Source organism: Micromonospora sp. C81, assembly GCF_018070425.1.
GTDB classification, from domain to species: domain Bacteria; phylum Actinomycetota; class Actinomycetes; order Mycobacteriales; family Micromonosporaceae; genus Micromonospora; species Micromonospora zamorensis.
Genome location: NZ_JAGPXS010000018.1, coordinates 1 through 18,408, shown reverse-complemented (window position 1 = coordinate 18,408; position 18,408 = coordinate 1). Strand labels below are relative to the sequence as shown.

Annotated in this window: 14 protein-coding genes and 2 pseudogenes; 9 read left to right on the top strand and 7 right to left on the bottom strand. The window is 71.0% G+C overall.

Annotation, left to right across the window (positions count from 1 at the left end):
- Position 1 precedes the first annotated feature (1 nt).
- Positions 2-1,849, bottom strand: coding sequence for a thiamine pyrophosphate-requiring protein (locus tag KBX46_RS25235; protein ID WP_210794321.1), 1,848 nt, complete (start codon positions 1,847-1,849; stop codon positions 2-4).
- 95 nt (positions 1,850-1,944) lie between these two features.
- Between KBX46_RS25235 and KBX46_RS25230 the strand changes: the two genes are divergently transcribed.
- The 4 genes and pseudogenes from KBX46_RS25230 to KBX46_RS33325 all read left to right on the top strand — a co-directional run.
- Positions 1,945-2,790: an RNA methyltransferase gene (locus KBX46_RS25230; protein ID WP_247668163.1), complete on the top strand. Its 846-nt coding sequence runs from the start codon at positions 1,945-1,947 to the stop codon at positions 2,788-2,790.
- Between the two features lie 47 nt (positions 2,791-2,837).
- Positions 2,838-4,289: an argininosuccinate synthase gene (gene argG, locus KBX46_RS25225; RefSeq protein WP_088949165.1), complete on the top strand. Its 1,452-nt coding sequence runs from the start codon at positions 2,838-2,840 to the stop codon at positions 4,287-4,289.
- Positions 4,290-4,369: 80 nt separating this feature from the next.
- Positions 4,370-5,591: pseudogene (locus tag KBX46_RS25220) on the top strand (PucR family transcriptional regulator ligand-binding domain-containing protein); the annotation flags it as partial.
- A gap of 122 nt (positions 5,592-5,713) precedes the next feature.
- Positions 5,714-6,148 (top strand): annotated as a pseudogene (locus tag KBX46_RS33325) (PucR family transcriptional regulator); the annotation flags it as partial.
- 105 nt (positions 6,149-6,253) lie between these two features.
- Here the strand turns inward: KBX46_RS33325 and KBX46_RS25215 are convergent.
- Entirely contained in the window at positions 6,254-7,603 is a 1,350-nt protein-coding gene (locus KBX46_RS25215) for a hypothetical protein (protein ID WP_210794318.1), read from the bottom strand.
- Between the two features lie 82 nt (positions 7,604-7,685).
- On the opposite strand from KBX46_RS25215, the gene murD reads away from it, so the two are divergent.
- Positions 7,686-9,032 carry a UDP-N-acetylmuramoyl-L-alanine--D-glutamate ligase gene (gene murD, locus KBX46_RS25210; RefSeq protein ID WP_088949162.1) on the top strand — a complete coding sequence of 449 codons (1,347 nt, stop codon included), beginning with the start codon at positions 7,686-7,688 and terminating at the stop codon, positions 9,030-9,032.
- A gap of 1 nt (position 9,033) precedes the next feature.
- Here the strand turns inward: murD and KBX46_RS25205 are convergent, their stop codons facing one another.
- The 3 genes from KBX46_RS25205 to KBX46_RS25195 all read right to left on the bottom strand — a co-directional run bounded on the left by KBX46_RS25205 (position 9,034) and on the right by KBX46_RS25195 (position 11,124).
- A complete protein-coding gene (locus KBX46_RS25205) occupies positions 9,034-9,540 on the bottom strand; it encodes a DUF6114 domain-containing protein (RefSeq protein WP_210794317.1) in 507 nt (168 codons plus the stop codon).
- Position 9,541: 1 nt separating this feature from the next.
- Positions 9,542-10,171 (bottom strand): DUF6230 family protein, encoded by a 630-nt coding sequence (locus KBX46_RS25200; protein ID WP_088949160.1) that lies wholly within the window; start codon positions 10,169-10,171, stop codon positions 9,542-9,544.
- A 188-nt stretch (positions 10,172-10,359) separates the two neighbouring features.
- A complete protein-coding gene (locus KBX46_RS25195) occupies positions 10,360-11,124 on the bottom strand; it encodes a TetR/AcrR family transcriptional regulator (protein WP_210794316.1) in 765 nt (254 codons plus the stop codon).
- A 434-nt stretch (positions 11,125-11,558) separates the two neighbouring features.
- Here KBX46_RS25195 and KBX46_RS25190 point away from each other — a divergent pair, with 434 nt between their 5' ends.
- Positions 11,559-12,242, top strand: coding sequence for a Tat pathway signal sequence domain protein (locus KBX46_RS25190; RefSeq protein ID WP_210794315.1), 684 nt, complete (start codon positions 11,559-11,561; stop codon positions 12,240-12,242).
- Positions 12,243-12,299: 57 nt separating this feature from the next.
- On the opposite strand, the gene KBX46_RS25185 is transcribed toward KBX46_RS25190, so the two are convergent.
- Together KBX46_RS25185 and KBX46_RS25180 are read right to left on the bottom strand one after the other, a co-directional pair.
- Positions 12,300-13,325, bottom strand: coding sequence for a hypothetical protein (locus KBX46_RS25185; RefSeq protein WP_308159689.1), 1,026 nt, complete (start codon positions 13,323-13,325; stop codon positions 12,300-12,302).
- A gap of 173 nt (positions 13,326-13,498) precedes the next feature.
- Positions 13,499-14,905, bottom strand: coding sequence for an acyltransferase (locus KBX46_RS25180; protein WP_210794314.1), 1,407 nt, complete (start codon positions 14,903-14,905; stop codon positions 13,499-13,501).
- A gap of 193 nt (positions 14,906-15,098) precedes the next feature.
- Here KBX46_RS25180 and ngcE point away from each other — a divergent pair, with 193 nt between their 5' ends.
- The 3 genes from ngcE to KBX46_RS25165 all read left to right on the top strand — a co-directional run bounded on the left by ngcE (position 15,099) and on the right by KBX46_RS25165 (position 18,383).
- Positions 15,099-16,514 carry an N-acetylglucosamine/diacetylchitobiose ABC transporter substrate-binding protein gene (gene ngcE / locus KBX46_RS25175; protein WP_141910369.1) on the top strand — a complete coding sequence of 472 codons (1,416 nt, stop codon included), beginning with the start codon at positions 15,099-15,101 and terminating at the stop codon, positions 16,512-16,514.
- A gap of 64 nt (positions 16,515-16,578) precedes the next feature.
- On the top strand, positions 16,579-17,487 hold the full coding sequence (locus KBX46_RS25170) for a carbohydrate ABC transporter permease (protein WP_088949155.1): 909 nt from the start codon (positions 16,579-16,581) through the stop codon (positions 17,485-17,487).
- The gene (locus KBX46_RS25165) at positions 17,484-18,383 is read left to right on the top strand and encodes a carbohydrate ABC transporter permease (RefSeq protein ID WP_141910368.1); all 900 of its coding nucleotides are present in this window, start codon (positions 17,484-17,486) and stop codon (positions 18,381-18,383) included. Before KBX46_RS25170 ends, KBX46_RS25165 begins: the two co-directional genes overlap by 4 nt.
- Positions 18,384-18,408 lie beyond the last annotated feature (25 nt).

Genomic DNA, 18,408 nt, shown 5'->3' with positions numbered 1-18,408 from the left:
CTCAGCCCTTGCGGCGGCGGGGGCGGTAGCTGGCGAGGGTGGCCGGTAGGCCGCGTCGGACGATCCCGGCCCAGTCGGTGTCGCCGCGCAGCACCGCCGCCGCGGTCTTGCGGGCCTGCTCGGCGGTGAAGTGCGGCGGGAGCATCAGCTCGGCCGGGTCGACCAGGGCGTTGATGACCACCGGCCGGTCGGCGGACAGCGCCCGGTCCCAGACGCCGGGGATCTGCTCCGGCGAGTCGACCAGCTCGCCGCGCAGCCCGAGCACCTCCGCCCACTGGTGGTAGGCGATGTCCGGCAACTGCTGGCTGTCCGGGAACATCGGCGTCCCCTCGCTGGAGCGCTGTTCCCAGCTGACGAACGCCAGGTCCCGGTTGTTGAGCACCAGCACCACGAACCGTGGGTCGGCCCAGCTCCGCCAGTACTTGGCCACGGTGATCAGCTCGTTGACGCCGTTCATCTGCATGGCGCCGTCGCCGATCAGCGCGACGAGCGGCCGGTCCGGGTGGGCGAACTTGGCGCTCAGCGAGTACGGCATGGCGCCGCCCATGGACAGCAGCGTTCCGGACAGGCTGGCCAGCATCCCGGGGCGGACCTGGATGTGTCGGGCGTACCAGGCGGTGGTGGTGCCGCAGTCGACGGCGAGCATCACGTCGTCGGGCAGGCGTTCATTGAGGGTGTGGAAGAGCAACTGCGGGTTGACCGGGTCGGCGGTCTGCTCGGCCAGGTCGCGTTGCACCCGCCGCCACGCCGAGGTGTTGTCGGCGATCTCCGCCCGCCAGGCGGTCGGCCCGGGGCCGGGGCCCAGCTCGTCCAGCAGGGCCCGCACTGTGGGGCGCGCGTCGCCGGTCAGGTTCACCTCGGTCGGGTACCGCAACCCGAGCTGGGTGCCGTCCAGGTCGATCTGCACCGCGCGGGCCTGCCCGGGCGGCGGGTAGAACTCCGAGTACGGCATGTTGCTGCCCACGATCAGCAGCCGGTCGCAGCCGGTCATCAACTGCCAGCTCGGTCGGGTGCCGAGCAGCCCGATCGCGCCGGTCACCCACGACTCGCGGTGGTCGACGGCGGTGAAACCGAGCAGTGCCGTGGCCACACCGGCCCCGAGTCGGTTGGCGATCTCGCGGACCTCGTCGCGCGCGCCCAGAGCGCCCTGCCCGACCAGCATGGCCACCCGCTGCCCGCCACGCAGCACCTCGGCCGCCCGGCGCACGTCCGCCGCCGGAGGCACGGTCGGCGTGCTGCTCGGCGCGTTGCTGGTCTGGTAGTAGCCGTGCGCGTGCGGCGGGTCCGGGACAGCCGGCTCGTCCTGGAGGTCCAGGGGGAGGATCAGGGCGGTGACGGTACGCCGGGCCAACGCTGTACGACATGCCCTGTCGACCAGGTGGCGCACCTGCGCGGGGTGGTCGAGCTGGGCCAGGAACGCCGCCGCCACGTCCTTGTAGAGGGCGAGCAGGTCGACTTCCTGGTAGTAGCCGCCGCCCTCGGCGGTGGTCGCGGTGTGCCCGACCAGGGCGACCACCGGTTGGTGGTCGAGCTTGGCGTCGTACAGGCCGTTGAGCAGGTGAATGGCGCCCGGCCCGCTGGTGACGAGGGCGCATCCCAGCGGTCCGCCGCCGTACTTGACGTGGGCGGAGGCGGCGAAACCGGCGGTCTCCTCGTGCCGTACCTGGATGAACTGGGCCCGCTCGTTGGTGCGTTGCAGCGCGGAGGTCATGCCGTTGATGCCGTCACCGGGATAGCCGAAGTAGCGGTGCACACCCCAGCTGGCCAGCCGGGACACGATGTGGTCCGCGACGGTCGGGCGCCGGGGTAGGGCACCGGCCTCGCCCGGGGCGGTGTGGTCTGCGCTCACCCGGCTGATCCTTCCCGTCCGGTCCGATGCTCCGCCGGCCATTCCCCTTCTTCTAGGGACAAACCACCCCGCCGGGCGGGCGTCGGAGGGCGGGGCTGGCCGTCCGGCAGAATCGTCGGGTGCCCGTCCACCAGATCACCGACCCCGACGACGACCGGATCGCCGACTACCGCGCGCTCACCGACGTCGAACTGCGCACCCGCTGGGAGCCGCCGCACGGCCTGTTCATCGCCGAGGGGGAGCTGGTGCTGCGCCGGGCGCTGCGCGCGGGCTACCCGGCCCGGTCGTACCTGGTCGACGCCAAGAGGGTCGACCAACTCGCCGACCTGGACACCGGCGACGCGCCGGTCTACGCCGCGACGCAGGACGTGCTGCAACGAGCCACCGGGTTCCACGTACATCGGGGGGTGCTGGCGTCGTTCCACCGCCGGCCGCTGCCGACGGCGGCCGAGGTGCTCGCCGCCGCGCGCCGGGTCCTGATCCTGGAGGACGTCAACAACCACACCAACCTCGGGGCGATCTTCCGGGGAGCCGCCGCGCTCGGCATCGACGCGGTGCTGCTGTCGCCGTCCTGCGCCGATCCGCTCTACCGCCGCAGCGTGCGGGTGAGCATGGGCGAGGTCTTCGCGATGCCGTACGCGAAGCTCGACCCCTGGCCCACGGGACTGGATCAGGTGCGGGACGCGGGCTTCACGGTGCTCGCCATGACGCCGGCCCCGGACGCCGTACCCATCCAGCAATTGACCCCGGCGCAGCGGGAGCGGGCGGCGCTGCTCCTCGGAGCCGAGGGCCCCGGCCTCACCGCGGCGGCCCAGTCGGCCAGCGACGTGCGGGTGGTCATCCCCATGCGGCGCGGGGTGGACTCGCTCAACGTGGCAGCCGCCGCAGCGGTGGCGTTCTGGGAGCTGGGCCGCGACGACCCACCTTTCGGCGGCGCGTAACCCGCTTCTATTTGCATGGCCATGCGTCTTGACGCATAATCTTCCCTGTGTCCAAGGTTCTCACCTCCCTGCCCACCGGCGAACGTGTCGGCATCGCCTTCTCCGGCGGCCTCGACACCTCGGTCGCGGTCGCGTGGATGCGCGACAAGGGCGCGATCCCCTGCGCCTACACCGCCGACATCGGCCAGTACGACGAGCCCGACATCGGTTCGGTGCCCGGTCGTGCGCTCAGCTACGGCGCCGAGGTCGCCCGACTCGTCGACTGCCGCGCCGCCCTGGTCGAGGAGGGCCTGGCCGCGCTGACCTGCGGCGCCTTCCACATCCGCTCGGGCGGGCGGGCGTACTTCAACACCACGCCGCTCGGCCGGGCCGTGACCGGGACCCTGCTGGTGCGGGCGATGATCTCCGACGACGTCCAGATCTGGGGCGACGGCTCGACGTTCAAGGGCAACGACATCGAGCGCTTCTACCGGTACGGCCTGCTGGCCAACCCGCAGCTGCGCATCTACAAGCCGTGGCTCGACACCGCCTTCGTCACCGAGTTGGGTGGGCGTAAGGAGATGTCGGAGTGGCTGCTCGAACGCGACCTGCCGTACCGGGACAGCACCGAGAAGGCCTACTCCACCGACGCCAACATCTGGGGCGCCACGCACGAGGCGAAGACCCTCGAACACCTCGACACCGGCATCGAGACGGTCAACCCGATCATGGGCGTCCGGTTCTGGGACCCGTCGGTGGAGATCCCGACCGAGGACGTCACCATCGGCTTCGACCAGGGCCGCCCGGTGACGATCAACGGCAAGGAGTTCGGCAGCCCCGTCGACCTGGTGCTGGAGGCCAACGCCATCGGCGGCCGGCACGGCCTGGGCATGTCCGACCAGATCGAGAACCGGATCATCGAGGCCAAGAGCCGGGGCATCTACGAGGCACCCGGCATGGCGCTGCTCTTTGCCGCGTACGAGCGGCTGGTCAACGCCATCCACAACGAGGACACCCTGGCGAACTACCACAACGAGGGCCGCCGCCTCGGCCGACTGATGTACGAGGGCCGCTGGCTGGACCCGCAGGCGCTGATGCTGCGCGAGTCGTTGCAGCGCTGGGTCGGCACGGCGGTCACCGGCGAGGTGACGTTGCGGCTGCGCCGGGGCGAGGACTACTCGATCCTGGACACCACCGGCCCCGCGTTCAGCTACCACCCGGACAAGCTGTCGATGGAGCGTACCGAGGACTCGGCGTTCGGCCCGTCGGACCGGATCGGCCAGCTCACCATGCGCAACCTGGACATCGCCGACTCGCGGGCGAAGCTGGAGCAGTACGCCTCCCTCGGCATGGTCGGCGGTGGGGCCCCACAGCGGATGATCGGCGCCGCGCAGGCAGCCTCCACCGGGCTGATCGGTGCCATGCCGGAGGGCGGCGCGGAAGCCATCGCCTCCCGGGGCGTCGCCTCCCCCGAGGACGAGGCGCTCGACCGCGCCGCGATGGAGTTCGGCGTCGACTGAGCCGCTGACCGGCTTCGGCGGCTGAGCCGCAGACCGGCCTCGGCTGCGGCGAGTCGAGATCCGGCGTCACGGACGGTAGCGTGTCGGCCGTGTTCCCTACCGTCCGTGAGGTCCTGGCCCTGGACCCCGTCCGCCACTTCGCGCCGCGCGTGGTGGCCGGAGACGCGGGGCTGGACCGACCCGTCCGCTGGGTGCACGTCGCCGAGGTGCCGGACATCGCCACCCTGCTCGGTGGTGGTGAGCTGGTGCTCACCACCGGCATCGGCCTGCCCGGGGACGACGCGGGGCTGCGCGCGTTCATCGGCGACCTCGCCGATGTCGGAGTCTCCGGGCTCGTCGTCGAGCTGGGCCGTCGCTACGTCAGCGGGGTTCCCCGGGTGATGGTCGCCGCCGCCGAGCGGCGCGGGCTGCCCCTGGTGGAGCTGCGCCGGGCCACCCCGTTCGTGCGGATCACCGAGGCGGTGCACGCGCTGATCGTCGACGCGCAGCTCACCGAGTTGCGCGCCACCGAGGAGATCCACCAGCGCTTCAACGACCTGTCCGTCGAGGGCGCCGACGCCGCCGAGGTCATCCGGCAGGCCGCCGAGCTGTCCGGTTGCCCCGTGGTCCTGGAGAACCTGTCCCGGCAGGTGCTCGGGTACGACCCGGCGGGCGAGAGCGCCGAACTGCTGCTGGACAGTTGGGAGCAGCATTCCCGGCGGATCCGGCCGACCGGGCGCACCGCGTACGACCCGGACAACGGATGGCTGGTCACGGCCGTCGGCGCGCGGGGGCAGGACTGGGGTCGCCTGCTGTTGCGCTGGCCGGCCAGCGGCGACGTTCCCGGTGCCCGGTCCAGCGAGCCGGCCGTCGGCCCGCCCACCCGACTCACCATCCTGATCGAGCGGGCCGCGTCCACCCTCGCGCTGGGCCGGCTGATCCGCCGCGACGCCGAAGGGCTGGAACGGCAGATCCACCGCACCCTGCTCACCGCGCTGCTCGACCACTCCCGGCCGGTGGACGAGGTCGCGCTGCGGGCCAAGGCGCTCGGTGTGGTGCTCGACCGCCGGCACCTGGTCGGCGTGATGGTCCGACACCGGGTCGAGGAACCGGTCGGGGAGAGCGGCCCGGAGGCGGGTCAGGCCCGGCTGCGGGACCTGTCCGAGGCCGTCGGCCAGGCACTGCGGGAGGCGAAACTGACCGCGCTGACCAGCGCGGTCGACGACAACTCGGTGGGCGTGCTGCTGGCTTTGACCGACCCGGCCGCCGAGGACCGCGCGCTGTCCGCGTTCGCCGGCGCACTCCGTCGGGTACGCCTCGACTCCGCCGCCAGCCGGGCGACCTCCGGTGGCGACGTGCCCCGGTCGACGGCCGGCACCGAATCGTCAGCTGGGCCGTTCGCTGTCGATGTGCACCGCGGTGCTGGTCCGGGTGCCGTGATCGTGGCCGCCGGGTCCGGGGTGGGGAGCCTGCGCGAGGCCCGACGGTCGTTGGTCGAGGCGCGGCAGATCGCCGAGGCGGCCCGGCAGGACCGGCGGGACCTGCCGATCTTCCGGCTGCCGCACGTCGGGCTGGCCGGGCTGCTGCACCTGCTCCGCGACGAGCCCCGGTTGCAGACCTTCGTGGAACGTGAACTCGGCGCCCTGCTGGAGTACGACGCCCGCCACCCCCGGGAGCAGTTGCTCGACACCCTGCGCGCGTACCTGGAGCAGGGCCGCAACAAGACCGCGGGCGCAGCCGCCGCCCACCTGTCCCGGCCGGCGTTCTACGAGCGCCTGGCCCGCATCGCCCGCATCCTCGACGTCGACCTGGATTCGGTAGAGGCCAGCCTGTCCCTACACGTAGCCCTACTGGCCCTCGAAGCAGTCCGAACCCCCTGACCAGCCATGTTGATCAAGAGATTCGCGTCAGAAATCCCAGTCCTGCTGACGCAAACTTCTTGATCACCGGGGCGGGGCGGGGTGAAGCGGGGCGAGGGGATGGGGTTAGGGGAGGGGGATCAGGGTTTTTGCGTAGGTTGGGGGGATGTGGTTGGGGCCACCGGGAGTGAAGACCTCCGAGTGGGCCACCGCCGACCAGGCTGTCGCCGGGACGGCGTCGACCAGGGCTCGGATCACCGGGGCGTCGCGCCACTGGTCCTGCTCGGCGAGCAGGCCGAGAGCCACCACCGACTCCTCGACCTCGCCCACGCACTCGAACGGCTTGTGCCCGTCCACACCCAGCAGCTCGCGGTAGCCGGGGATCTGCGACTCGTCGGCCAGCAGGTCGCCGCCGAAGATGTGGGTGACCCGCTCGCGGGACATGAACGGTGCCATGGCGAGGAAGACGAACCGGCACTTCGGGCAGTTACGGCACCAGCGCTCGCTCGCGTCGTGCAGCTTGAACGCGGCGTTGCAGCTGGTCACCACGTCGTCGTACCGGGTGATCTCGGCGAACAGCCGGGCGATGTGCAGCTCCGACAGTGAGCGCAGCAGCGAGAAGTACGGTTCGGTCAGGCCGGCGTGCTCGGCCAGCGCCGCCCGCAGCAGCCCCTCCGCCTCGACGCCCTTGGACCACTGGTGGTTGATCTCGTGGCCGTCCCAGACCAGGTTGGGGTCGGACGCCGAGCGCTCGTTGGACATCACCACCGGGCCCAGCCCGTGCAGCACCGCGGTGGCGACCGCGATCAGCGAGTTGATGGCGGTGACTGGGATGTGCCCGTTCAGCGCGCCGGCCGCGTTCAGGTCGAAGAGCACCGGGTCGAGCCGCCGTCGGGCGGCCAGCGGGGTCAGCCCGGACGCCTCGTTCACCGCGACGATCACGTGGTTCGGGTTGACCGAGAACGGCACCGGGTCCAGCTCGGCGCGGCGCAGCGCCTCCAGGCTGACGATCGAGTCCTTGCCGCCACCCACCGCCGAGAGGGGGCGACGGTCGGAGTCGTCGTACACGCGCGGGGGCTCCGGTGAGCCGGCCGGCACCTCCGGGCGCAGCTGGAGCACGTGCGGCAGCTGGTTGCGGTACGCGTACTCCGCGAGGCCCTTGGTGTAGACGGCCGTGACGTAGTCGACGGTGGCCGCGCCCAGCGGCGCCGGCAGCACGAGTCGGGGCGGCGCGGCAGCCTTGTAGTAACTGACGCCGGCGACGAGGTGCAGCACCTCCAGCACCCGACCGAGGGTCGCCACCGTCTCGTCCGAGGGTGGCCCGGCCGGCAGCGGGAGAGTGATCACCTCGGTGAATCGCTGCTCGCCGGTCGGGCCGGTCAGGGCGTAGTCGAACAACACCTCGCCGGTGGCGAAGTCGATCGAGTAGGACGGAAAGGTGAAGGCGTCCATCCGCCGGAGCTGCTCGTTGGGCACACGCCATACTAGGCCCTGGTTCGTCCGGCCGTGTCCGGACCGGGCCCGCCCTGCCGCCGCCGCGACCCCCGAGGAGAGCCCTGTGCGCCTGTCTGACCTGCGCGGACGTACCGTCGCCGTCTGGGGCACCGGTCGGGAGGGCCGGGCCGCTGTGACCGCCATCGCGGCGCATGGCCCGGCCGAGCTGGTCGCCGTCGACGACAGCGCGAACTTCCTGTCGCTGCCCTGGGACGGCCCCCTGGCCGAGGCGGCGCCGCTGGTCACCGGTGAAGCGGGCTTTGAACGGCTGGCCGCCGCCGACGTGGTGGTCCGCTCCCCGGGCGTGCCGCAGACCCACCCGTGGCTGGTCGAGCTGCGCCGACGCGGGGTCATGGTCACCCAGGGCACCGCGCTGTGGATGGCCGACCACGCCGCGCGCACCGTCGGGGTCACCGGCAGCAAGGGCAAGAGCACCACCTCCAGCCTGATCAGCCACCTGCTCACCGCGATGGGCCGGCCGAACGTCTTCGGCGGCAACATCGGGGTGCCGACCCTGGACCTGCCGGACGCGGAGCTGTACGTGCTGGAGCTGTCCAGCTATCAGTGCAGCGATCTCACCGACTCACCCCGGGTGGCGGTGGTCACCGCGCTCTTCCCCGAGCACCTGGACGCGCACGGTGGTGAGCGGGAGTACTACCGCGACAAGCTCAATCTGCTGGCCCACAACCCGCAGACGATCGTGGTCAACGGCGGCGACCCCCGGCTCGCCGCCGAGCTGGGTGAGCTGCCGGCGGTCCGGGCCGGTCACCCCGACACCACCCACGTCGCCCCCGGCCTTGACGGCACGCCCTGGTTCCATCTCGGGGACCAGGCGCTGTTTCCGCGCGCCGTACTGCCGCTGGTCGGACGGCACAACGAGGGCAACCTGTGTGTCGCGCTCGCCGTGCTCGACGCGCTCGGCATGGACGTGGTGGCCGGCAAGGACCACCTCGCCGTCGCGGTCGCCGAGTTCCAGGGGCTGGCCCACCGGCTCACCGAGATCACCGACCCGTCCGGGCTGACCTTCGTCGATGACACCCTGGCCACCAGCCCGTACGCGGCGATGCACGCGATCGACGCGTACGACGGACGGCCGCTGACGGTGATCGTCGGGGGCACCGACCGAGGTCTGGACTACACGCCGCTGGCCGAGCACCTGGTCGAGCGGGAGCTGACGGTGATCGGCATCCCGGACAGCGGCACCCGGATCGTCGAGGCGCTCGCCGGCCTGCCCAAGGTGCGTACCGAACTGGTCGACGATCTGGTGGACGCGGTCCGGCTGTCCCGCGAGGTGACCCCGGCCGGCGGGGTCGTGCTGCTTTCCCCGGCGGCGCCGAGCTACGGCCGGTTCCGCAACTTCGAGCACCGCTCCGAGGTTTTCGCGCAGGCGGTCGCCGACACCGCCCGCTGAGTCAGCCCCGGTCGGCCGGGGTCGGGTCCGGCGTCTGCATGCCGGGCAGCAGCACGGTGTCGGCGTCGTTGTCGGGCTCCCTCGGCTCCGGTGCCTCGGGCTCCGCCGCGACGGCCGGCGGGCGATTCTTGTCCGGGGTCCAGGCGAATGCGAGCGCTCCGCCGAGCAGGGCCAGCAGCATCCCGATCACGAAGCCGCCCAGGTTCGAGGTCAACCAGGAGACCAGCCCGAGCACCAGCGTGACAAGTGAGTAGAAGACCCTCTGCTGCGGGTTGGTGATCAGCAACAGCCCGCAGAGCACCAGGACGGTGGGCACCAGGTACGCGGCGAGCCCTTGCGGCCCGACGTGCAGCAGCACCCCGAGCGGCGCGCGCAGGGTCACCAGCATCTCCGCGCCGCCAAGGGCGATCAGCACCGCGGCGGTGAAGGGGCGGCCCCGCCGCCAGCGGCGCCACCGCCCGCGGGATCCGCGGGCGGCCGGCGCAGCCTGGTGTCGTTTTGCGCTCACGTCAGCACCCGTCTTGGGTGAACGCCATGCGCAGGTTGGGCAGGTTGAAGACGGCGGCCGTGGTGGCGTAGTTGTTCTGCCGCAGGTTTTCGATGACGATCGAGTCCGCCTGCTGGGAGAAGACGCCGGGGTTGCCCTTCACGCCGGGCACTTTGTCCAGGGTGCTGGCATCCTGGCCGATGTCGATGTTCTTGAAGGCGGCGTTGCCGGCGATCTCGTCACCGTCGACCACCAGGGTGCGGGCGCTGACCGGCTTGTCGCCGTTGCCGGCAGTGATCTTCAGGAAGACGCCGCCCAGGTTGATGCTCTGGCAGAGGTTCGTCAGCTCCGCCTTGTCGATCGCCGAGACCATCACCAGGACCTGCCCGCCGGTGTCGCCCTGGTTGGGGCTGTCCGGGATCATCTGGTCGAGGGTGGCGAACTGCTCGAACCCGGTGCCGGTGAGCTTGTCGGCGGTGACGGTGAACGGCATGCCCGAGATGGCGAACTGCGCGGCCAGCACGCCCTGGGCGGTGAGCACGATCATGCCGGCGGCGCCCGCCGCGACGGTGCCGAACGCGGCGGCGAACCGGCGCCAGCGCACACCGCTGCGCGGCGGACCGGGTTCGATGTGTGCGGTCTCCTCCGACATGGGGCTCTCCTTAGAGATCATTCATCGGTGACAATGGGAATTGCGACCCGGGATGCTGCGTATCGAGGCGCAGAGCCGAAGTTACCGCCGAGTAAAGGGCGGGTCAACAGCGTGTAGCGGCAGCCGGTTACGCGGTATCTGTGAAATGCGTCTAAAGTGAAAAACCGCTGCGGTTTCCGACCGTGTGATCAGGGCTGGAGGGTCGGCACGCAGGGCGCGGCCGTGCTCGGGCCGTCGTCCGGGCGTATTGGCCGGGTCGCCCGAGCCGCACCTTCGGTGCCAAGGAACGGCGCGATGGAGGCGTAGGTGAGCACCGGCAACAACTGCGGCAGTTCATTCGCCCGACCCTGCGCCACGCGGCCGCGGATGGTGGCGTAGACACCGCCGACCACTGTGGACACCAGCGCGTCGCGGTCCACCCCGCTGACCGCCGGTCCCGGGCCGGCCTCGGCGAAGAACCGGCGGAAGCTGCCGAGCAGCGCGTCCCGTTCCCGGCGGGCGTCCGGGCCGGCGGCGTCCACCTCGACAAGCGCCATCCGGGCGAACGCGGGCACGCTCGCCAGCACCTCCAGCAGGGTGCGCAGTGCGCCGCGGGCGGCGTCCGGCCAGGCCGGGCCCGCCTCGTGGTAGGCGCTGTCCATCAGCTGTGACACCACGGCGATGCCGTGTCGGTACGCGGCGAGGAAGGCGTCCTCCTTGCCGGTGAAGAGAGCGTAGAAGGCGGGCCGCGTCACCCCGGCGGCGTGGCAGATGTCGCTGACCCGAGCGTTGTCGTAGCCCTTCGTCGCCACCTCGTGCACGAGCCCGTCGAAGAGGCGGTCGCGCTGGGTCGCGGCCACCGCCTCGGCGGAGACCCGGCGCGGGCCGCGCTTGATCGCGCGGTCGGGGTCGCGGCCGGGACGCGCGCCCGGGAGGGGCACCGGCGCCGGGCGCGGCTGGCTCTGCGTGGTCAACTCATTGACCGCCTTTGATGCGTTGACTTTACGACCCTCCGGGGTTTATAACTTTCTCCACGCTCAGTTGTTGTCCCGTCACCTATGGTGATCTCCCCGGATGATCGCCCTGACTCGTCGAAGGAGGGCTCGATGGCTGTCATTATCGCCGAACACGAGCGCCCTCCCAAGGCCGAAAAGGCGCAGGTGAAGCGATTCCGTCGCAGTGCGCCACGCTGGCCCGCCACCTGAACGGCGGCACCTCCACCACCGTCGGCCGGCCCTGACCGCCGCCCGGCCTCCGCCACCACCGCCGGCCGGTCCCGACGGCCGCCCGGCACCCTCCACCACCGCCGTCCGTTACGGACGGCCCCAATCCCCGCCCGGGCGTCCCCGCCCGGCGGTGACCGCCCGTGCGGTCCGCTCATTCCCGTCCCACCGCGGAAGGAAAAACCATGCTCAGGTACGGAAGAATCGGCGGGGGCCTCGTGGCCCTCGCGCTGCTGACCGGTCTCGTCGCCGCAACGCCAGCCTCTGCCGACCCGTCGGCCGCGCTCGCCGGCAACGTGCTGACCTACCCCACGGCCGGCGGCACCGCCGTCGCCGTCAACGACGTCATCCAGGCCAGCCTCAAGACCGGCACCAACGCCACCTTCTACAACTCCACCTCCGGCACCACCGGGATCAGGTGCGCCGCGTCCAGCTTCAGCGCGAAGGTGCTGACCAACCCGACCGCCCCGGGCACCGCCACCGAGAGCCTCACCGCCCAGAGCTTCGGCAGCTGCACCACCAACGTGTTCGGCACCACCGGGGTGCAGAGCATTGCTCTCAACAACCTGCCGTACGCCACCTCCGTCACCAGCGCCGGCGTCGTCAAGATCACCGGCACCACGGCGGCGCCGGTCCAGAGCACCGTCGTGTTGAACTCGCTGCTCGGCACGATCACCTGCGTCTACCGGACCAGCACCAACAGCCTCACCGGCGCGGCGGTCAACACGACCAACTCGATCACCTTCACCAACCAGCCGTTCACCAAGTTCTCCGGTCCGTCCCTCTGCTTCGGCACCGCGTACTTCTCGGCGACCTACTCGCCGGTGCGCGACAGCACCAAGGGCAACGCCGCTGTCTACGTGAACTGACCACGGTCCACGGGGCCGGTGCGCGGCGACCCGCCGTGCGCCGGCCCTCCACGGCGGTCAGCCGGCGGTCAGCTCCTGGTGCAGGGCGCGCATCGAGCGGATCGCCGAGCGGATCTCCTGAAGGTAGCGGCCGGGGCTGAGCGTCGGCTCCGGCAGCCGATCAAGGTCGACCAGACCGGGGTCCACCCCGACCGTGTCGATACCGCAGCCGTACGGCACGGCCAGGGTGCGCAGCGCGTCGCAGTGCTGGAACGGCACGTAGATCGGCGCGGTCACCAACAGCACCGCGTCGTCGGGGGCGAGTTGGACGTGCCCGGCCCAGAACCGCTGGGTGTCCGCGGTGTGGGCGCGCCGTCGGTGCGGTTCGCTGGAGGGCGCGGCCAGCACCCGCACCGGTGGCAGACCCGCCGGGAGATAGGTGCGCGACGACCAGGAATGGTGCGGGTGATCCGCGTCGACCCCGTCCTCGACTGCCGGGGTGCTCACCCCGAACGCCAGCCGGACCGCCGCGTCCAGGGCGTCCACCTCGGTCACACAGCCGGGCACCCCCGCCTCGGCCAACATTCGGTGTTCCCGGTCGGAGAGCGGTCGGAAGCTGCCCAGCACCGCCACTTCGCCGGTCACCCCCAGACCACCGTCCAGCAGGCGCGCGGCGTACGCGACGCGGCGCAGGCAGGCGTGCGCCAGACCGCCCAGCACCACCAGGTGGGCGTACGCGGGCCGGGCTGGTGGCACGGGTCGGACGAGCCCGAGCGCGGCGGCGGCGGCGTGCACCAGCTGGACGGTGCCGGAATCGAGATCCGGCTCCCGGGCGTCGGGCCTCTCCCGGCCACCCCGGAAGTCCCAGTGTTCGGCGGAGAAGTCGTCGAGGAACCGGAGCATGTCGGTGAGGTCACCGGCCGGCCACCTGCCGCCGAAGCGGTCGATCAGCTGGCGCAGCGGGTCGGCGCCCACCCATCCCTCGATCCCGTCGATCATCGCGGACGTGCCCGGGGCCCCGGCGGGCAGCGGAACGCCCGGCCCGATGAGCACGGGCCGGGTGCGCACCGGCCCTGATCGTGGCAGGTCGGGGAATTCGGGCACCGTCGGATCGTACCGATCGGAGCGCAGGGCCCGAGCCAGCCTGACCCGTCGGCCTGGGCGGTCGGAATCCTCGCTCTTCGGTGATCCCGCACGCCCACGGCGAGGACGGGGTGCGCTTTACACCCGGGCAAGTTGGTCACCAGGCGAGGCCGCCGGTCGAGCGGCGGACGGGGTCAACCTCGGGGTCCCCACCCCGACCTGAGCAGTCGCAGCACGCCCGCCCCGGCCGCGTACGCCAGGAGCGCCGGGACGGGGGTGCCGAGCGGCTCCGGGGCGCGGGCCGCCGTCGTGCTGTTGATCAGCAGCCCGGCCACCACTGCGGCGTATCCGGCGACGGTCAACGCGGCCCGGAACCGGCCGGCCCGCCCAGCGGTGCGGTGCCGGCCACTGCGCGCCTCCACCGGCCCGAAGATGACGACCAGCACCGACAGGACGACGGTGAGCAGCAGCAGCCAGGGCAGCCGCCACGCCCACCAGCCGGCGGAGTCGACCGCCGGGGTGGGCAGCGTCCCGGTCGCGTCGAGCACCCCGATCAGCAGGATCACGGCGGTGAGGTGCCAGAGGAAGATGGTCAGCACCACCAGGTTGACCCCGATCACCATCTGCCAGGGGCGGGTCCGGTGCAGCAGTCGTTCCGCCGGGTTTCGGAGCAGCAGGATCAGGCCCAGCTGACCGGCGGCGACGGCCAGCAGCGCGAGGCTGGGTGGCGAGGCGTTGTCGAGCCGTTCGCCGGGCACCTTGAGCATGGCCACCGGCCACGGGCCGAGCACGGTGAGCAGCACCAGCGCGCCCAGCCCGCCGACGAGGAACATCAGGCCGGCCCGGTGGGAGATGGGCAGTGTTCGGCGTACCCCCGGATGCTCGTGCGTCGACGGCCCGGCTGCGTCGGTGGACGGCGGCCCGGTCTGACCGGCGGCCGGCGGCGCGGCGCGGGTGTCGTGCCAGGCGAAGCCGAGCTGGTGGACGGCCAGCCATCCGAAGAGGTAGTTGCCGTAGCTCCACTCCTCCGGCCCGGTCAGCCGGCCGAGGTCGCCGAGACCGACCAGGGCGACCAGCACCAGCGGGACGGCCAGGCCGAAGCGGCGGTGCAGCGCGTACATCGGTGGGGTGAGCGCGACCACCGCCAGGTAGGCGACCAGGAACCACAGCGGGATGGTGGCGAACCAGAACACCTCGCGGATCCGGGTCGGGTCGGTGCCGACCAGCCAGGCGACCGCCGCCGCGGCGGTGAGGACCAGCAGCAGCACGCTGGTGGGGCGGACCAGCCGGGCGCTGCGGTCGAGCAGCCAGCCGGCGGCGTCGCCGCCGCGGGCCCGCAGCCTGGTCAGTGAGGCCGCATTGGCATAGCCACCGACCAGGAAGAAGACGGGCATCACCTGGGCCAGCCAGGTCAACGGGTACGCCCACCGCAGATCGCCGAGCGCGGAGTGCCCGGTGGTCTGTCCGTCGGCGTCGCGCTCGATGACCGTGACAACCCAGTGTCCGATAATGACCATGGCGATCGCGAGTGCGCGAAGCAGGTCGACGTACCGTTCCCGCCCGGCCGGGGTGCGCTCGGCCAGCTCGCGCAGACGGCGCATCGCCCCAGGCTAGGCGACCCGACCGTCGCCGGTGGCGATAACGGTTCGACCGTCAGGACTTGAAGTCCGGGGCCGGCTGTCGTAGAAACTCTTCAGTAACAGAGCATGAACTGAAGAGAATCAACGTGCCTCGCGCGGCGGCCGCCGTCCCCCTGACATCGGCGGTCCGCCCGACCCGACCCGAGGAGACTCGATGAACAGGCGTGACATTCTGCGGCGCACCGCTGCCGCCGGCCTGCTGGCCACCCCCGCCGCCGGTCTGCTGACCGGCTGCGCCACCGGAGGCGGTGGTGACAAGAAGGACACCAGCACCTACCAGGGCACCAAGAGCGCCCAGAACCCGCTCGGCGTGAAGGAGGACGCCCCACTCGAGGTGGTGATCTTCGGCGGCGGGTTCGGCGAGGAGTACGCAAAGGCCCACGAGGCCATGTACACCGAGAAGTACCCGAAGGCCAAGGTCAAGCACTCCGTCACGCAGGAGATCAGCAAGACCCTCCAGCCGCGTTTCGTCGACGGCACCCCACCGGACGTGGTCAACAACTCCGGTGCGGGCCAGATCGACTTCAACGGCCTGGTCAGTCAGAACGCCATCGCCGACCTCGGCGAACTGCTCGCCGCGCCGAGCCTCGACGTCCCCGGCAAGACGGTCCGGGACACCCTGCTGCCCGGCGCGGTCGAGGTCGGCTCGTACGACGGCAAGTTCCTGGTGCTCAACTACACGTACACCGCGTACGGCATCTGGCACTCCAGCAAGCTGTTCACCGAGCGCTCCTGGGAGTACGCGAAGACCTGGGACCAGCACATCGCGCTCTGCAAGGAGATCAAGGCCGCCGGCATCGCCCCGTGGACGTACGCTGGCCTGCACCCGCGCTACATGAGCTGGCCGGTGATCGCCACCGCGATCAAGCTCGGTGGCCCCTCGGTGGCGACCGCCATCGACAACCTGGAACCGAACGCGTGGAAATCCGAGTCGATGCGGACCGCCGCGGACGCCTGGCACCAGATCGTCAAGGACAAGTACATCCTGGACGGCTCGTCCGGTCTGGATCACAAGCAATCGCAGACCGCCTGGTGCCAGGGCAAGGCCGCCTTCATCTCCTGCGGCTCCTGGCTGGAGAGCGAGCAGAAGGACGTCACCCCGGCCGGGTTCAACATGACCATCGCGCCGACGCCGAGCCTGGGCAGCGGCGACAAACTGCCGTTCGAGGCGATCCGGGGCACCGCCGGTGAGCCGTTCATGGTGCCGGCCAAGGCCCGCAACCTCGCCGGCGGCCTGGAGTACTTCCGCACCATGCTCTCCAAGAAGGGCGCCCAGGACTTCACGAAGAAGGTCGCCAGCCTCACCGTGGTCGCCGGCGCCACCGAGGGCGTCGAGCTGCCGTACGGGCTGACCACCGTGGTCAAGGCGCTCGACGCGTCCGGCGCCAACGGCTTCAACTGGGTCTACAACAACTACTACCGCAAGTTGGAGCGCAACCTCGTCGACGCCGCGTGCGGCGAGTTCTTCAGCGGCCGGATCGGCCCGGCGGAGTTCCTCGACCAGTGTCAGAAGGGCGCCGACTCGATCGCCCAGGACAGCTCGATCAAGAAGTACAAGCGAGCGGCCTGACCGCCCGGCCGGTGGGGGAGCTCTCCACCCCCACCGGCCGCACCACCTTCGGAAAGGTCCCCTCGTGAGACATGGCAAGTGGCCGCTGATCGTCACGTTCCTGGTGCCGCCGGTGCTGCTGTACGTGTTCTTCGTCGTCTCGCCGTACCTGCAGGCGTTCCAGATCTCCACCACCGACTGGCTCGGCTACTCCGCCGACGCCAACCAGGTCGGCCTGGCGAACTTCAGGACCCTCTGGCACGACGACTACGTGTGGAACGCGCTGAAGAACAACGCGATCCTGCTGGGCCTGGTGCCGGTGCTGACCATCGTGCTCGGGCTCTTCTTCGCCAGCATGCTCGCCCTCGGCGGGCGCAAGGGCCGAGCCGGGGTGACCGGGGTACGCGGCGGGGCGCTCTACCGCACTGTGTACTTCTTCCCGCAGGTGCTCTCCGTGGTGATCATCGCGCTGCTCTGGAAAGAGGTGTACCACCCCAACCAGGGTCTGCTCAGCGGCGCCGTACGCGCGGTCGGCCTGCCCGCGCCGACCTGGCTCGGCGACCCGGCGACAGCGTTCTGGTGCGTGCTGGCGGTGATGGTCTGGAGCAACGTCGGCTTCTACGTCGTGCTGTTCGGGGCCGCCATGTCGGCAGTGCCGAAGGAGATCTACGAGGCCGTGCTGCTCGACGGCGCGTCCCGGTTCACCACCCTGCGCCGGGTCACGCTGCCGCTGCTCTGGGACACCATCCAGGTCGCCTGGGTCTACCTCGCCATCTTCGCCCTGGACGGGTTCATCCTCGTGCAGCTGATGACCAACGGCGGGCCGAACTTCTCCACCGACGTGATCGGCGTACGGATGTACGACACCGCCTTCGGCAGCGAGACCAAGTTCGGCTACGCCTCGGCGATCGGCGTGGTGATGTTCTTCCTGACCCTCACGGTGGCGGTGCTGTCGCTGCGGGTCGGCCGGCGTGAACGGATCGAGTACTCGTGACCACTCTGGATCAGCCCACCGTGAACGCCCCGACCCCGGTTGCCACACGGGACCGCCCGGTGCGGCGGCAACTCGGCGTGGCCAACGTCCTCTCGCACGGCTTCCTGGTCTTCTGGGGCCTGCTCACCGTACTGCCGCTGCTGTGGATGTTCATCAGCTCGTTCAAGACGAACGGTGAGATCCTGTCCGACCCCTGGGGTCTCCCCGGCGCGCTGCACTGGGACAACTGGGCGCGGGCCTGGACGGGCGCGCACATCGGCCGGTACTTCCTCAACAGCCTCGTGGTGGTGGCCGGCTCGGTCAGCCTCACCATGCTGATGGGCGCGACCGCCGCGTACGTCTTCGCGCGATACGAGTTCCGCGGCCGTCAGGTCGTCTACTACCTGTTCGTCGGCGGCCTGATGTTCCCGGTGTTCCTCGCCCTGGTGCCGCTCTTCTTCGTGGTCCGCAACGCCGGCCTCTTCGGCACCTGGAAGGGCCTGATCCTGGTGTACGCGGCCTACTCGCTGCCGTTCACGGTGTTCTTCCTGACCGCGTTCTTCCGGACCCTGCCGACCACTGTGGCGGAGGCCGCGATGGTCGACGGCTGCGGTCACTTCCGGCTCTTCTTCCGGGTCATGCTGCCGATGGCGCGTCCGGGAATGATTAGTGTGGCGATCTTCAATTTCCTGAGCCACTGGAATCAGTTCCTGTTGCCGCAGGTGCTGATGCAGGGCGACGACTCCAAGTGGATGCTGGCGCAGGGGTTGTTCGCGCTCTCGGTCAGCCAGGGGTATGCCGGCGACTACGCGCGGCTGTTCGCCGGGCTGAGCATCGCGGTGCTGCCGGTCCTCGCGATCTACGTGGCGTTCCAACGACAGGTGCAGGCCGGCCTAACCGCAGGCCAGCTCAAGTAGAGCCCACACCCACCCGCCCCCCGCC

Coding starts and splice junctions, on each gene's coding strand:
- KBX46_RS25200 (WP_088949160.1), bottom strand. CDS start 10,171: ATGTCGGAGGAGACCGCACACATCGAACCCGGTCCGCCGCGCAGCGGT.
- ngcE (WP_141910369.1), top strand. CDS start 15,099: ATGAACAGGCGTGACATTCTGCGGCGCACCGCTGCCGCCGGCCTGCTG.
- KBX46_RS25190 (WP_210794315.1), top strand. CDS start 11,559: ATGCTCAGGTACGGAAGAATCGGCGGGGGCCTCGTGGCCCTCGCGCTG.
- KBX46_RS25180 (WP_210794314.1), bottom strand. CDS start 14,905: ATGCGCCGTCTGCGCGAGCTGGCCGAGCGCACCCCGGCCGGGCGGGAA.